Annotated in this window: 11 protein-coding genes and 1 pseudogene; 4 read left to right on the top strand and 8 right to left on the bottom strand. The window is 72.6% G+C overall.

Translation table 11 applies throughout. The features are described 5' to 3' along the window. Positions 1-27: 27 nt before the first annotated feature. Together JXZ78_RS02165 and JXZ78_RS02160 are read right to left on the bottom strand one after the other, a co-directional pair. Positions 28-513 carry a DUF1269 domain-containing protein gene (locus tag JXZ78_RS02165; protein WP_030018556.1) on the bottom strand — a complete coding sequence of 162 codons (486 nt, stop codon included), beginning with the start codon at positions 511-513 and terminating at the stop codon, positions 28-30. Further along, positions 513-1,067: a hypothetical protein gene (locus JXZ78_RS02160; RefSeq protein WP_030018555.1), complete on the bottom strand. Its 555-nt coding sequence runs from the start codon at positions 1,065-1,067 to the stop codon at positions 513-515. Before JXZ78_RS02160 ends, JXZ78_RS02165 begins: the two co-directional genes overlap by 1 nt. A 134-nt stretch (positions 1,068-1,201) precedes the next feature. Between JXZ78_RS02160 and JXZ78_RS02155 the strand changes: the two genes are divergently transcribed. The 3 genes from JXZ78_RS02155 to JXZ78_RS02145 are packed head-to-tail and all read left to right on the top strand — an operon-like array spanning position 1,202 to position 6,815. Further along, positions 1,202-2,653, top strand: a complete 1,452-nt coding sequence (locus JXZ78_RS02155) for a hypothetical protein (RefSeq protein ID WP_238782620.1) — start codon at positions 1,202-1,204, stop codon at positions 2,651-2,653. Beyond that, positions 2,650-5,334, top strand: coding sequence for an MGH1-like glycoside hydrolase domain-containing protein (locus JXZ78_RS02150; protein ID WP_030018552.1), 2,685 nt, complete (start codon positions 2,650-2,652; stop codon positions 5,332-5,334). Before JXZ78_RS02155 ends, JXZ78_RS02150 begins: the two co-directional genes overlap by 4 nt. Next, on the top strand, positions 5,331-6,815 hold the full coding sequence (locus tag JXZ78_RS02145; RefSeq protein ID WP_030018551.1) for an alpha-amylase family protein: 1,485 nt from the start codon (positions 5,331-5,333) through the stop codon (positions 6,813-6,815). The genes JXZ78_RS02150 and JXZ78_RS02145 overlap by 4 nt, the downstream gene beginning before the upstream one ends. 24 nt (positions 6,816-6,839) lie before the next feature. Here the strand turns inward: JXZ78_RS02145 and JXZ78_RS02140 are convergent, their stop codons facing one another. From JXZ78_RS02140 to JXZ78_RS02130, 3 genes are read right to left on the bottom strand one after another with little or no spacing between them, the layout of a single operon-like run. Continuing rightward, a complete protein-coding gene (locus JXZ78_RS02140; protein ID WP_050502155.1) occupies positions 6,840-8,651 on the bottom strand; it encodes a SulP family inorganic anion transporter in 1,812 nt (603 codons plus the stop codon). Continuing rightward, positions 8,648-9,580, bottom strand: a complete 933-nt coding sequence (locus JXZ78_RS02135; protein WP_050502154.1) for a polyphosphate kinase 2 family protein — start codon at positions 9,578-9,580, stop codon at positions 8,648-8,650. The genes JXZ78_RS02140 and JXZ78_RS02135 overlap by 4 nt, the downstream gene beginning before the upstream one ends. 13 nt (positions 9,581-9,593) lie before the next feature. Continuing rightward, entirely contained in the window at positions 9,594-10,016 is a 423-nt protein-coding gene (locus tag JXZ78_RS02130; protein ID WP_030018548.1) for a DUF7144 family membrane protein, read from the bottom strand. A gap of 188 nt (positions 10,017-10,204) precedes the next feature. Here JXZ78_RS02130 and JXZ78_RS02125 point away from each other — a divergent pair, with 188 nt between their 5' ends. Further along, positions 10,205-11,614 carry an MFS transporter gene (locus JXZ78_RS02125; RefSeq protein ID WP_030018547.1) on the top strand — a complete coding sequence of 470 codons (1,410 nt, stop codon included), beginning with the start codon at positions 10,205-10,207 and terminating at the stop codon, positions 11,612-11,614. A gap of 159 nt (positions 11,615-11,773) precedes the next feature. Here JXZ78_RS02125 and JXZ78_RS40980 read toward each other — a convergent pair. The 3 genes and pseudogenes from JXZ78_RS40980 to JXZ78_RS02110 form a co-directional block, all read right to left on the bottom strand. Next, positions 11,774-12,007: pseudogene (locus JXZ78_RS40980) on the bottom strand (RDD family protein); the annotation flags it as partial. A 101-nt stretch (positions 12,008-12,108) separates the two neighbouring features. Then, positions 12,109-12,738 carry a hypothetical protein gene (locus JXZ78_RS02115; protein ID WP_157851484.1) on the bottom strand — a complete coding sequence of 210 codons (630 nt, stop codon included), beginning with the start codon at positions 12,736-12,738 and terminating at the stop codon, positions 12,109-12,111. Between the two features lie 101 nt (positions 12,739-12,839). Further along, positions 12,840-14,150, bottom strand: coding sequence for a phytase (locus JXZ78_RS02110; RefSeq protein ID WP_030018544.1), 1,311 nt, complete (start codon positions 14,148-14,150; stop codon positions 12,840-12,842). Positions 14,151-14,441: the final 291 nt, after the last annotated feature.

The following is a 14,441-nucleotide window of genomic DNA, read 5'->3' as shown; positions in this document are numbered from 1 at the left end:
CCCGGGTGAAGTTCCCGGGCGGTGCGCTCACACGGAGTGCAGCGCCGCGGCCAGTTCGTCCTCGCGGTCCTTGGTCAGCGACGTACGGATGACGCTGGGGTTGAAGGGGCGTACGGCTTCGCGCACCCGGTCCGGTGTGGAGCGGCGCACCAGGGCGAACACCGCGGCCCGGCCCGGTTCGAGGGTGCCGGCGATCTCCTTGACGAAGGCGTCGTTGATCCCGACGTCGGTGAGCTTGCCGGCGACCGCGCCGGTGGCCGCGCCCACCGCCGCTCCGAACACCGGCATCAGGAACAGCATCCCGAACAGCGTGCCCCACAGGGCGCCCCCGGCCGTACTGGTCGCGGTGGGGTTGTACGACTGGCGGACATGGATCTTGCCGTCCATGGTCCGCCAGGCCAGCGCCGCGTCGTCCAGGTCGAGCAGTTCCTGGCGGGACAGGTCCGCGGCGAGCCGCAGCACCGCGTCCGCCTTCTCCTTGTCCGAGAATCCGAGTACGACGAGATCTGCCATCAGTGCCTCCTGGTGGAACGGCCGGTCGCCCGGCCTGGCGTGGGCGGGACGGCGGCCGGATCGCCCAGCCGCCGGGCCGCGGCCGCGAGTTCGGCGGCCACGGGCGCGAGCGCTTCTTCGGTGAGGAACCCTTCCGCGACCGGCACTCCGCCCGTGTCGCGGATCGCGGCCTTCAGACGGATCGCCCATACGTGTTCGAGCAGGACGAATGCCGCCGCGACGCCCGGGTCCATCGCCTCGGCCAGTCCGCCGATCTCGGCGGGGGACAGACCGAAGGCGCCGCCGCCGTCCGGCGAGGGGGCGGCCGGCGGAGTGTCCGGCGTCCTGCTGCCGGAGAGGCCGAGCAGCGCGGCGACGGTGTCGCCCATGCTCTCCGCCTGGTAGTCGAGGGCGAACAGCCGCCCGTTCGGCTCCTTGCGGACGAAGAGCATGTCCAGGACACGGAGCTGGCCGGTCGCCTCCAGGACGTCCAGTTCCTCGATGATCCGGCCCTCGGACTTCGCTTCGGGACCGAACGCGACGGTCAGCAGCTGTACCGGTCCGATCATGGCCATGATCGCCCTCCTCCGACGAGCCGGTGCCGAGACCGCCTCCATCCAGCCGGAGCCCGCCGTCCGCCGCGTCACCCACCACAGGTGAGGGCCGGACGGCGCGGGCTCCGCGACGGTGGCTGCGGAGGTGCGACGACATGGCCCACGAGGGAGCAGCGGGCGAGGGGGCGGCCGCCGGAGGCTCCGCGGCCGGCGGCGAGCTGGAACGTCTGCGGGCGGAGGTACGGGAACTGCGGGCGCGCGCCGGTACGCAGCGGCGACGGCGGGCCAGGCTGCTGGCTCTCCGGCGGCTCGTCGCCGCCGTGGTCATCGCGCTGGTGGCGGTCCTCACGGTCACCTCGGTCGTCGGCGTGTGGGGCGCGCGCACCGCGATGGACACGGACCGCTGGGTCTCCACGGTCGAGCGGCTGCCCGAAGACCCTGCCGTGAACGCGGCCGTCTCCAGCTACCTCGCGAACCAGGTCCTCGACCAGCTGGACGTCGAGCGGCGGCTGTCCGACGCGCTGCCGCCACGGGCGTCGTTCGTCGCGGGGCCGGTCACCGGTGCCGTACACGGCTACGTACGCGACACGATCACCAAGCTGCTGGCGACCGAACGGTTCCAGGACCTGTGGCGCTCCGCCAACCGCTTCGCGCACGAGCGGATCACCGCCGTGCTGAAGGGCCGCAGCGAGGGCGTACGGGTCAAGGGCGACACGGTCACCCTCAATCTGCTACCGCTGGTCAACAACCTCCTCAACGCCTTGGAGGACCGGCTCCCCACCTTGTTCGGCAAGCGCCTCGACCTGCCCACCCTGTCGTCCGGAGAGGTGCCGCCCGGGCTGCGCGACCGGATCGGCAAGGCGCTCGGCGTGTCACTGCCCGCCGACTTCGCACAGATCAAGCTCTACGACCGCACGACCCTGGGGCAGGTACAGCAGGCCGTGGTGCTGTTCACGCGCGGGCTGGTGGGCCTGGTGCTCGCCGTGCCGCTGCTGCTCGGCCTCGCCCTGTGGGTCTCCCCGAACCGCCGGCGCACCCTGCTCCAGCTGGGCCTGTGGCTGGTGATCGGCGTCACCGCGCTCTCCGGCGTCCTGCGGGCGGTACGGGACCAGATCCTCACCCAGGTGCCGTCCGGCGTCTACCGGGAGGGGGCGCGGAACGCGCTGTGGACGATCTTCACGACGCTGCGCGACCGGGGCGACCTGCTGCTGTGGCTCGGTGTCGTCCTGGCCCTCGTGATGTACCTGGTGGGCCCCGGGCGGCTGCCCGCCGGGCTGCGCCACCAGACGTCCCGGGGCACCCGGGCCACCGGCCGGCTCGCCGTGCGCACCGGCCGGAAGGTGACCGCGGGGAGCGGACCGCACGCCTGGGTACGCGGCCACGCCGATGTGCTCCGGGTCGCCGGCGTGGTCGTCGCCGCCCTGGTCGCGCTGCTGCTGTCGTCCTGGGCGAGCCTCTTCGTGGCCGCCGCGGCGCTGGCGGCGTACGAAGCCGCGATCACGCTCGCACTGCGCGACGGCTCCTCACCCCGGCGAGGTGAGGCGGACACCGGTACGGGGACCGAGCCTGCTGCCGGGAGAGCCCCTGAGGCCGGGAGGCAGGCATGACCACGCAGACGAACGCGGCACAGGCGGACCCGTCCGGCGACGACGACCGCCGGCAGTTGTGGGGCCCCTACCTGAGCGAACGCCAGTGGGGCACGGTCCGCGAGGACTACAGCGCGGGCGGTGACGCCTGGTCGTACTTCCCGCACGACCACGCCCGCTCCCGGGCCTACCGGTGGGGCGAGGACGGGCTCGGCGGCATCTGCGACGCGAAGCAGCGCCTCTGCTTCGCCCTCGCGCTGTGGAACGGGCGCGACCCCATCCTCAAGGAGCGGGCGTTCGGCCTGACCAACGGCGAGGGCAACCACGGCGAGGACGTGAAGGAGTACTACTTCTACCTCGACAGCACGCCCAGCCACTCCTACATGCGCTACTTGTACAAGTACCCTCAGGCGGAGTTCCCGTACCAGGACCTGGTGGCCACCAACCAGTCTCGCGGCCGCCAGGAGTTCGAGTACGAACTGCTCGACACCGGCGTCTTCGACGACGACCGCTACTTCGACGTCACCGTCGAGTACGCCAAGGCCGACGACGACATCCTCATCCGTATCACCGTAGCCAACCGCGGCCCCGACGAGGCGACCGCGCACGTCCTGCCCACCCTGTGGTTCCGCAACACCTGGTCCTGGCACGAGGGCGCCGCCGCACCGCGGCTGGCCACCGCGTCCGGACCACGCCGGACGGCGACCGTCCGGGCCGTCCACCCCGAGCTGGGCAGCTACGACCTGCGCTGCGCCGGAGCGGTCCCGCTGCTGTTCACCGAGAATGAGAGCAACACCGAGCGGCTCTTCGGCACGCCCAACGCCACGCCGTACGTCAAGGACGGCATCGGCCGCGCGGTCGTCGACGGGGAGAAGGACGCCGTCAACCCGGCCGGGGAGGGGACCAAGGCGGCCGCGCACTACACCCTGACCGTCCCCGCCGGCGGCGAGGAGACCCTGCGGCTGCGCCTCGCGCCCACCGGCTCCTCCCTGTCACTGGCCGGCGGCTTCGACACCGTGTTCCGGGAGCGGATCACCGAAGCCGACACCTTCCACCGCGAACTGGCCCCGCCCGGCGCGGGCGAGGACGAGGCCCGGGTGCTGCGGCAGGCCGTCGCCGGGATGCTGTGGTCGAAGCAGTACTACGGCTTCGACCTGGAGACCTGGCTCTCCGAACACGGTCTGGACCCGTGGAGCCTGCCGCGGCCCGGCGTCCGCAACCGCGAGTGGTTCCACATGGTCAGCGACGACATCATCGCGATGCCCGACAAGTGGGAGTACCCGTGGTTCGCCGCCTGGGACCTGGCGTTCCACGCCGTGGCCCTGTCGGCCGTGGACAGCCGGTTCGCGAAACAGCAGCTCGAACTGCTGCTCCAGGACACCTACCTGCACCCCAACGGACAGGTCCCCGCCTACGAGTGGAACTTCGGCGACGTCAACCCGCCGGTGCACGCCTGGGCCGCGTACTTCGTCCACCTGATGGAGGAACGCACCACGGGCCGCGCCGACCCCGCGTTCCTGGAGCGCACCTTCCACAAGCTCCTGACGAACTTCACCTGGTGGGTCAACCGCAAGGACCCCGAGGGCCGCAACCTCTTCCAGGGCGGCTTCCTCGGCCTGGACAACATCGGCGTCTTCGACCGCAGCGCGCCGCTGCCCACCGGCGGCCGGCTCGAACAGGCCGACGGCACCGCCTGGATGGCCCTGTACTGCCAGTCCATGCTCCAGATCGCGCTGGAACTCGTCGAGCACCACCCCTCCTACGAGGAACTGGTGCTGAAATTCGTCGAGCACTACCTGTGGATCGCCGGCTCCATGGACCGCGTCGGCGACCTCGGGGAAGGCCTGTGGGACGAGGAGGACGGGTTCTACTACGACGTGCTGCGCCTGCCCGACGGCCAGGCCGTCCGGCTCAAGGTCCGGTCGATGGTGGGACTGCTGCCGCTGTGCGCGTCGACCGTCTTCCGCCCGCGGCAACTGGAGCGGATACCGGGCCTGGGGGAGCGCCTGCGCCGCTTCGCGGACCGCCACCCCTCCCTGTCCGTCACGCTGACGTCGGCGCAGGCGGGCGAGACCGGCGGGGCCCGGCTGCTGTCCGTCGTGGACGAGAAGAAGCTGGTGCGGGTCCTCGGCCACCTCCTGTCCGAGGACGAGTTCCTGGGCCCGTACGGCATCCGGTCCCTCTCCCGGCACCACGCCGAGCACCCGTACACCTTCTGGGTGCACGGGGAGGAGTACCGGGTGTCCTACCTGCCCGCCGAGTCCGACACCGGCATGTTCGGCGGCAACTCCAACTGGCGCGGCCCGGTGTGGTTCCCGATGAACGCCCTGGTCGTCCGCGGGCTGCTCAATCTCTACGGCTTCTACGGCGACGGGTTCACCGTCGAGTGCCCGACCGGCTCGGGCGTGCGGATGACCCTGTTCGAGGCCGCCGAGGAGATCTCCCGCCGGCTCACCCGCCTCTTCCTGCGCGGCGAGGACGGCCGGCGGCCGGTCTACGGTGGACAGGAGAAGTTCCGGAGCGACCCGCACTGGCGCGACCTGATCCTCTTCCACGAGTACTTCCACGGCGACAACGGCGCCGGGATCGGCGCGGCCCACCAGACCGGCTGGACGGGCCTGCTCGTCACCCTGATGAAGATCTTCGGCACGCTCACGCCCGGCGACTTCCTGGCGGAGCCGGCCCGGAAGGAGAGGCCATGACCGAGCTGCCGGCACAGCCCGTCGTGTACGAGGCCAACACCCGGGTGTGGCTGCGTGAGGTCCGGCGCCGCACCGGCGCTCCGGCCGGACTTGGCGACGTGTCCAAGGACGCGTGGGACGAGATCACCCCGCACGGCATCGACGCCGTCTGGCTCATGGGGGTGTGGGAGCGCAGTCCCCAGGGCCGCGGCATCGCCCTGGGGGACCCGTCGCTGCGCACCGCGTTCGCCCAGGCCGTACCCGGCATCGAGGAGAGCGGGATCGCCGGTTCGCCGTACTGCATCCGGCGCTACGAAGTCGACGCGACGCTCGGCGGCGCCGAAGGGCTGGCCGCCGCGCGCGCCGAACTCGACAGCCGCGGCATCGGGCTGCTGCTCGACTACGTCCCCAACCACGTCGCCCCGGACAGCCCCTGGGTGACCGAGCACCCCGAGTACTTCGTACGGGGCACCGCCGACGACGCCCGGCGCGACCCGGCCGCCTACCTCGACACCGGGGCCGCCGTCCTCGCCCGCGGCCGCGACCCCTTCTTCCCGCCCTGGCCGGACGTGGTGCAGCTGAACGCCTTCGACCCCGCCCTGCGCCGGGCGACGACGGACGTGCTGGGCCGTATCGGGCAGGTCTGCGACGGGGTGCGCTGCGACATGGCCATGCTGCTGATGAACGACATCTTCGCCCGCACCTGGGGGCAGCGCGCCGGGGCCCCGCCGCCGGACGACTTCTGGCCCACGGTCATCGACGGCGTACGGCAGCGCCACCCCGGCATGACCTTCGCCGCCGAGGCGTACTGGGACCTCGAATGGGCTTTGCAGCAGCAGGGGTTCGACTTCTGCTACGACAAGCGGCTCTACGACCGGATCCTGAACGAGAGCCCCGAGGCGGTACGGCAGCACCTGACGGCGGACGAGAGTTATCAGCGCAAGCTCGTACGGTTCCTGGAGAACCACGACGAGCCCCGGGCCGCGGAGACGCTGCACCCGGCCAAGGAGCGCGCGGCGGCGGTGCTGATCGCCACGCTGCCGGGCGCGACACTGTGGCACGAGGGCCAGTTCACCGGGCGTCGTACCCGGCTGCCGGTCTTCCTGGACCGGCGTCCCGACGAGCCGGTGGACACCGCATTGCGGGCCTTCCACGAGCGGCTGCTGGCCGGCGTGCACCGCAGCGGGATGCGGACCGGACGGTGGGAACTGCTGGAGTGCGCGGGCTGGCCCGACAACGCGTCCGCCGGGAACATCCTCGCCTGGTGCTGGGCGGGCCCCTCCGGGCGGTTCCTGACGGTGCTGAACCTCTCGGACCAGCCGGCCCAGGGACGCGTCCGGCTGCCGTGGCCGGAGCTGGGCTCCGGCGCATGGCTGCTGACCGGACTGCTGAACGGTGAGCGCTACGCGCGGTCCGGGACCGAGCTGGCCGGCCCCGGCCTGTTCGTCGACCTGGAGGCCTGGGGCACGCATCTCCTGGCCGTCGGCCCGGACCGGGACTGAGACCGACCGGCTCGGCGGTGCGCCTCACCCCGCGCGCCGCGGACCGCCGTCCGTGCCGGGACCGGGAGGCGGACCGGCCGCGGTCCAAGCCGCCCCGGTCCCGGCACGGTACGCGTCCACGGCGGACTCGACGGTGGGGAAGAACCGGTCGGCACCGAAGGCACGGGTCAGCCCGTACGTGTCGAGCCTGCGCAGCACCGGGTCCTTGAGTTCGGCGAACACCAGGCGGACCCGCCGGCCGTCGAGCGCCGTGCGCAGATCCGCCAGCACCTCGGCGGCGGTGGTGTCCACATCGGTCACGGGCTCGGCGGCGACCAGGATCCACCGGGGCGGCGGCTCGCCGTGCGACAGGCGCAGCACCTCGTCGCGGAAGGCCTTGGCGTTGGCGAAGAACAAGGGCGCGTCGAAACGGTGGATCACCAGCCCGGGCAGGTGGTCGGCGTCCGGGTAGGAGCGCACGTCGTGATAGCCCTCCAGGCCCGGCACCCGGCCCAGCACGGTGTTGTACGGCCACCACGCGCGCCGGAAGACGTTGAGGATCGACAGGCCGACCGCGACCGCGATGCCGGGCAGCACCCCGAGCAGCGCCACACCGAGGAAGGCCGCGACCGACAGGGCGAACTCCGTCCTGCGCCGCTGCCACAGCCGTACCGTGCCCGTGAGGTCGGCCAGCGACAGCGCGGCCGTGACGACCACCGCGGCCAGCGCGGGCTGCGGCAGACTGCGGAACAGGCCCGGGAACAGCACCAGCATGACGATGATCAGTACGGCTCCGACGACGCCGGTGAGCTGGGTCCGGGCGCCCGCGCGTTCGGCCACGGCCGTCCGCGAGCCGCTCGTACTGACGGGGAAGCCCTGGAACAGCCCCGCCGCCAGGTTCGCGGCACCGATCGCGTGCATCTCCTTGTTGCCCTGGACCTCCTGTCCGGTGCGGGCCGCGAACGCCGACGCGTTGGAGATGGTGTCGGCCAGGGACACCAGGGCGATGCCCACCGCCCCGGCGCACAGGGGAGCGAGATCGTCCCAGGCGACATGCGGCACGGACAGCGGCGGGAAGCCGGTGGGCAGGGAGCCGACCAGGCCGACGCCACGGTCGGCCAGACCGAACAGGGACGTCGAGGCCATGGCCAGCAGCACCATGACGAGCACCGCCGGCACCTTCGGCAGCCACCGCTGCAACACCAGGATCAGCACGACCCCGCCCGCGCCCACCGCCAGGGCGGCGGGCACCACCTTCCCGTCGGCCAGCCCGCGGGCGAACCCGGACACCTCGCCGAGCAGCCCGTCGGCGTCCGTCGAGAGGCCGCACAGCTTCGGCAGCTGCCCGATCAGAATGGTCAGCGCCAGCCCGTTCATGTAGCCGATCATGGTCGGCTTGGAGATCAGGTCGGCGATGAAGCCGAGCTTCGCCACGCTCGCCAGGACCATCACCGCACCGACCAGCAGGGCCAGTACCGAGGCGAGCGCGACCGCCCGTCCGCTGTCGCCGCCGGCGGCGGCCAGCGGCAGCACCGTCGCGGCGATCATCGGGCCGAGGGAGGAGTCCGGGCCGAGCACCAGGATCCGCGACGGGCCGAAGACCGCGTACGCCAGCAGGCACAGGACGGACGTGTACAGGCCGTTGATCGCGGGCAGCCCCGCCAGTTCCGCGTACGCCATGCCCTGCGGCACCAGCAACGTGGTCAGCACGACGCCGGCGACGACGTCCTTGACGAGCCACTCCCGCCGGTAGTCCGAGAACGTACGCAGGCCGGGCGCCGCCGCCCGGGCCTTCGCCACGGCCCGGGCGCCCCGGCCGGCCGTCTTCCGGGGGCCTTGGCCGCCGGCGTCCGTCATCGCGGCCGCCCGCGTTCCGCCTCCAGTTGCTTCCGGGCCCGCGCCAGGTCGCGCCGGGCCTGCTCACCGACGTCCGGGTACCGCGGACCGATCTCGGTCAGGACGTGGGCGAGCACCGCGGCCGCGCAGATGCGCGCGAACCACTTGTGGTCGGCGGGGACGACGTACCAGGGCGCCCAGCGGGTGCTGGTGGCGGACAGCATGGCGGAGAACGCCCGCTGGTAGTCGTCCCACCGGGCGCGCTCGCGGATGTCGGCCGCCGAGAACTTCCAGTTACGCTCGGGGACGTCGATCCGCTGCAGGAAGCGGGCCCGCTGCTCCTCCCGGGACAGGTTCAGGAACAGCTTCACGAGCCGGAAGCCGTTGTCGGTCAGATACCGCTCCCAGTCGTTGATCTCCCGGAACCGCCGGTGCCACAGGTCCTGCCGCCGGCCCCGGCCCGGCAGGCGCTGCCGGTCGAGAAGTTCCGGATGCACCCGCACCACCAGGACCTCCTCGTAGTGCGACCGGTTGAAGATCCCGATCTCCCCGCGCCGGGGGAGGTGGCAGGCGTAGCGCCACAGGTAGTCGTGGTCGAGTTCCTCGGCGGACGGCTGTTTGAAGCCGACCACGTGCACCCCTTGCGGGTTCACTCCGGTCATCACGTGCCGGATCGTGCCGTCCTTACCGCCGGCGTCCAGCGCTTGCAGGCACACCAGCACTCCGTGGGTGCCCTGCGCGGCCAGCCGCCGCTGCTGGTCGGCCAGCAGGGTGACACCGGTGCGCAGCAGCTCCTGACCGTCGCTCTTGCGCTTGATGCCCGCCTTGTGTCCGGGGTCGAAGTCCTTGCCCAACTCGACCTGCGACCCCGGCTTCACCCGAAGGGGTGCGATGAATTGCGCGATCCGCCCGGCCCACTCGTCCGCCGCACGCACCGCCCGGTCCGGCACGGATCCGCTCCGGTCAATCGCCGAGGGTGTCCCGGCGGACCACGCACAGGGCCCAGATGGTGGCCCCGTACAGCGCGATCAGGGTGATCGACCAGACCGGATAGTAGGGAATGGTGAGGAAGTTGACGACGATCAGCAGGGCCGCGATACCGATCGCGAGGACCCGGGCCCAGGTGGCCGCCGTGAACAGACCGAGGCTCACGATGACGGCGACCGCGCCGAAGGCCAGGTGGATCCATCCCCAGCTGGTCAGGTCGAACTTGAACACGTAGTTGGGGGTGTTGAGGAAGACCTCGTTCTCGGCGATGCCCATGATGCCCCGGAAGAGGTCGAGCACACCGGAGATGAACAGCATCACGGCAGCGAAGATCGTCAGGCCGCTCGCGGCGGCCATGGCTCCTGCCGAGCGGTGGTGCGGGCTGGTCGTGGTGGCCATGACAGGCCCTCCGTCTCCGAGGCGGGTGCGGATTGCCCCGCGTCGGCGCCGAGGGTGCTCCGGGAGGCAGGGGTACGTCGTCACCCCCGGCGGGTGACGACGCGCGATCACTCCGGCCGGGACGATGAACGGCGCCCGGCGGACGGCCGCACGTCGTCCGCCGGGCAGCAGCGATCGGAGGCCAGACGATGACCGTACCGACCGGCCCCACCGGCCCCGGGACGGGGACCCGCGGACACGTGCCGAGCACACCGCGCCAGGTGCTGGTGCCGCTCGCGCTCGCCCAGTTCATCTGCAGCTTCGCCGGCTCCAACATGAACGTGATGATCAACGACATCAGCGCGGACCTCGACACCACCGTGCAGGGAGTGCAACTCGCGATCACCATCTTCCTGCTGGTCATGGCGGCGCTGATGATTCCCGGCGGCAAGCTCACCGACCGCCTCGGCCGCAAGCGGTGCCTGGTGGCCGGTCTGATCGTCTACGGCGTCGGCGCCCTGCTCAGCGCGGCCGCGCCCGGCCTCGGCGTACTGATCCTCGGCAACTCGATCCTCGAAGGCGTCGGTACGGCCCTGCTCATCCCGCCGGTCTACATCCTCACCACGCTCTTCTTCACGGACATCACGGCCCGCGCCCGCGCGTTCGGTGTGATCATGGCGATGGGCGGTGTCGGCGCCGCCGCCGGGCCGCTGATCGGCGGGCTCATCACCTCGGGGCTGAGCTGGCGGGCGGCCTTCGTCTTCCAGGCGCTGGTGGTCGTGGTGATCGTCGTACTGAGCCGCCGGATCGCGGACCCGCTGCCCCCGGAGCCCGCCCGGCCCTTCGACATCGGCGGGGCGGTCCTGTCGGCCGCCGGTCTGATCCTCGTCGTCGCCGGAATCCTCGCCGCCGACGACAACGGCTGGCTGATGGCGGGGCTGCTCCTGCTCGGCGTCCTCGTGCTGGCCGGGTTCTTCCGGTGGATCAGGACGAGGGAGCGCGCGGGCCGCGAACCGCTGCTGTCCACCGGCCTGTTCCGCGACCGCACCTCCAACCTCGGTCTGCTCACCCAGAATCTCCAGTGGCTGATCCTCATGGGGGTGTCGTTCGTGGTGGCCGCCTACCTCCAAGTGGTCCGCGGCTACGACGCCATCCGGACCGGAGTGATCTTCACGGCGGCCACCGCGGGCCTCCTCGCGGCCTCGCTCGCCGCCGAGCGCTTCGCCAAGCGGCGCACGCCGCGGGCCCTGGTCATGACCGGCTTCGCCGTGACGGTCTGCGGCATCGTGATCCTCCTCGTCATGGTGAACGCCTCCCCGAGCGCCTGGGCCGCCACCCCCGGACTGCTGCTGATCGGCCTCGGACTCGGCGTGATGCTGACCCCCTCGGTGAACGTCGTGCAGTCCAGCTTCCCCGAGGACCAGCAGGGCGAGATCTCCGGACTGTCGCGCAGCGTGTCCAACCTCGGCTCCTCACTCGGCACGGCGGTCGCCGGCACCATCCTCGTCGCCGACCTGGCGTTCGGCTCCTACGCCGCCGCGCTGATCGTGCTGGCCGTCGTCGGATGCGGCGGCTTCCTCGCCGCCACGCTGCTCCCGCGGCAGCCGGCGCCGCGCTGACGCGACGGCTCCCGTGCCCCGGGCGGCCCGTCCGCCGTACCAGTCGTGCACGACCGCGCTGCGGACGACGAGATCGGCCACGGACGCGCCGCGCCTGCTCGGCACCGCCCAGAACAACCCCAGCGGCAGCGCGACGCACAGCACGGCCCGGAGCAGGGCGCGGCCCGGCCGGAGCCGCCGTCCCGAGCGGTGCGCCACCCGCAGTCCCATCAGCCGACCGCCCACGGTCCGGCCCGTCACCGACCAGCCCACCGCCAGGTATCCGACGGCGAGGCAGCCCCCGAAGGCACCCGTGAACCCGTCCGACGGCCTCGGTACCGCGAACGGCGGCCCGGACACGAGGAAGCGGACGGCTCCGAGGGCCAGTCCGGCCAGCACGGCGATGCCCAGCACGACCAGGGCGTCGGCGACGGCCGCCAGGGCGCGGGAGACCAGGCCCGCGGTGCGGCCTTGCAGGTGGGAGGGGCTGAGACCGGCGGCGGGCGAAGGAGGCGTCACGGGGCGGTCCGGCCGGTCGGCGCGCCGGGCCCGGAGCCCTCGACGGCCTCGCCGCCCCGGGGCGGCGGTGAGGGTGGTGATGACGACGGCGGTGCGGACGACGGCGGTGAGGGTGCTGACGACGGAACGCTACCGTTCCGTCGCAACAGCCGGTCGGTGAAGGCGTCCACCAGCCGGTCGGCACGCGCGCTCCGCAGCCGTACGGCGTCCACCGCGTCGCCCGTCAGACTGCCGCCCGTGTCCCGGACGAGCCGGCCGATGTCGATCTCTTCGAGCACCTGCCGGGCGAGACCGACCGGATCGGCCCGGACCAGCAGGGCGTCGATGTCGACCCGGCGCGCGATCCGTTCGACGTCGACCCGGTCGGCGACGCGGTCCACCGCCACCCGCTCGGCCACCTTGTTCACGTCCACCCGCGCCACCAGAGCGTCCAGGTCCAGCTGGGCGACGACCGCGGCGACGACCCGCCGCAGCGCGGCGCGCCGGGCGCGGCCGACCCTGTCACCGATCCGTTCGGCCGCCGCGCCCACCGCCGTACCCACGGCGACCACGGCCCGCAGGGCCAGCCGTGGACCGAGCAACAGGACAATTCCCGGCGCGCACTTGGCGCCGTGGTGTGCACCCATGGCCGCATCGCAACGCCGCGGGGCGGGCCCCGCTTCATCCGCCGCGGGTGAACCGTGCCCGGGGAGCCCGGCCCGGAGGCCGGTGCCCGTCCGGGGGCGGGTCAGTCGTCCACCGCCTTCAGTACGTCCCGGAGGTCCACGAACTTGAAGCCGGTGGAGGGGCGTTCGGTGTCTTCGGGAGTGTCGTGGCCGTCCTGCACGACGAGCAGACCCTTCGGGTACCTGGCGCCCAGCGGTGCCGCCAGCGCGGCGGCGCCGTCGCACTCCTCCGAGCCGTCGAGGGTGGCAGAGGCGGCGGTGACGCGGAAGCCGCCCTCGTACTCGTTGTCGTCGGAGATCTCGCGGTCGTAGGCCACGAAGGTGTTGTCGCCCTGACTGGACGCCAGCAGGTAACCGTCGCCGTCGGACTCCGTGACCAGCGTCAGACCCTCCACGTCGGCCGTCAGCCGCTTGCCGCCGTAGCCCGGGTCGGCACCCGCGACGCACTCCTCGGTCGCCTCGTCGTACGTGGCCGGGACGCCGTACTCGCGGACCTTGTCGACGAGCTTCGGCGTGCCGGTCAGGTCGGCGCGCAGCCGCCAGATGCCGACGTCCTCCTGGCCCGCGTACAGCGTGCCGTTGTCCGGGTCGACCACCATGCCCTCGACCTGCGGCAGTTCGCCGGGCTCGGCGCAGGGGGACCACGACTTCCCGTTCGGGAGGCGGAAGGCGGCGGGCAGGTCCAGGGTGCGGACCTTGCGGTAGCCGACCGTCCCGCCGGAGCCGGGGACGAGTTCCACCAGCGCGACGGTTGTCCGCTCACGGCGGCTGACCAGCGCATACGAGCGGCCGCTGGCCTTGTCGGTCCAGGTGGCGAGGCCGTAAGCGGTCCGCTGCCCGTCGATCTCCTGCTGCGAGGCGGAGAAGACGGGCGGGGCCGCGGGGTCCGTCACGTCGGTGAGCGGGCCGCCGGCCCGGTCGCGGTCGATGCGGTAGAAGCGCAGCCGGTCGTTGCCGCGGTCGCTGGTCACCGCGAGGTCGGCGCGGCCCGTGGACAGCCGCAGGCCGGATATCAGGTCGACGTTGTTGAAGCGGCCGGGCGCGTGGCCCGGGCCGGGCGCGGCGGGTGCCGGCACGGACTGCACCTCGCGCGCGTCGAGGTCGTAGACCCGCAGGCCGCCCTTTTTCGCGGTGGCGATCACCAGACTGCGGTCCGGGTCGGCGGCATTGCGCCAGATCGCCGGGTCGTCCGCGTCGGCGTCGCCGCCGGCCGCGTCGTCGTGCAGGGCCGCGGTCTCGGCCCGCGGGGTGACGGCGGGCGGTGCCGCGGCCGGGGCGGCCCCGGCCGGGAAGGGCACGGCCGCGGCGGCGAGTGCCGTGAGCGCCGTGGCGAGCGCGAGCGTTGCCGTCCGGGCGCTGCGGGAGGTGACCACGTGGAAAGCTCCTTGGTGTGGGGAGGGCGGGGAAGCACGGGGAGTCTGGAGCCCGCGAGTGACCACTTACCAGTAGGTAACGTCTCCGGCACCCCTCCGGGACGTGAACAGCCGGAGCCGGACCGCCGCGCGGGGGCCGCAGCGCCGCGTGGTCCACCCGTACGGATTCCGTGTCCGTGGCAAACGGTGCGACCACGGGCCGGACGGCGTTTCCCGCGGCGGGTCGGCTCGTTGGGCGGGGTCGAGTCCTTTCGCGCCGCTGGTCCCCGACGAGCTGCCGGAAGGCTCACG

Source organism: Streptomyces monomycini, assembly GCF_022271435.1.
Classification (GTDB): Bacteria; Actinomycetota; Actinomycetes; order Streptomycetales; family Streptomycetaceae; genus Streptomyces; species Streptomyces monomycini.
Note: the sequence above shows the minus strand (reverse complement) of the source record. Positions and strands in the feature narration are given on the sequence as shown.

Coding starts and splice junctions, on each gene's coding strand:
- JXZ78_RS02145 (WP_030018551.1), top strand. CDS start 5,331: ATGACCGAGCTGCCGGCACAGCCCGTCGTGTACGAGGCCAACACCCGG.
- JXZ78_RS02160 (WP_030018555.1), bottom strand. CDS start 1,067: ATGGCCATGATCGGACCGGTACAGCTGCTGACCGTCGCGTTCGGTCCC.
- JXZ78_RS02130 (WP_030018548.1), bottom strand. CDS start 10,016: ATGGCCACCACGACCAGCCCGCACCACCGCTCGGCAGGAGCCATGGCC.
- JXZ78_RS02150 (WP_030018552.1), top strand. CDS start 2,650: ATGACCACGCAGACGAACGCGGCACAGGCGGACCCGTCCGGCGACGAC.
- JXZ78_RS02125 (WP_030018547.1), top strand. CDS start 10,205: ATGACCGTACCGACCGGCCCCACCGGCCCCGGGACGGGGACCCGCGGA.
- JXZ78_RS02165 (WP_030018556.1), bottom strand. CDS start 513: ATGGCAGATCTCGTCGTACTCGGATTCTCGGACAAGGAGAAGGCGGAC.
- JXZ78_RS02115 (WP_157851484.1), bottom strand. CDS start 12,738: ATGGGTGCACACCACGGCGCCAAGTGCGCGCCGGGAATTGTCCTGTTG.
- JXZ78_RS02155 (WP_238782620.1), top strand. CDS start 1,202: ATGGCCCACGAGGGAGCAGCGGGCGAGGGGGCGGCCGCCGGAGGCTCC.
- JXZ78_RS02140 (WP_050502155.1), bottom strand. CDS start 8,651: ATGACGGACGCCGGCGGCCAAGGCCCCCGGAAGACGGCCGGCCGGGGC.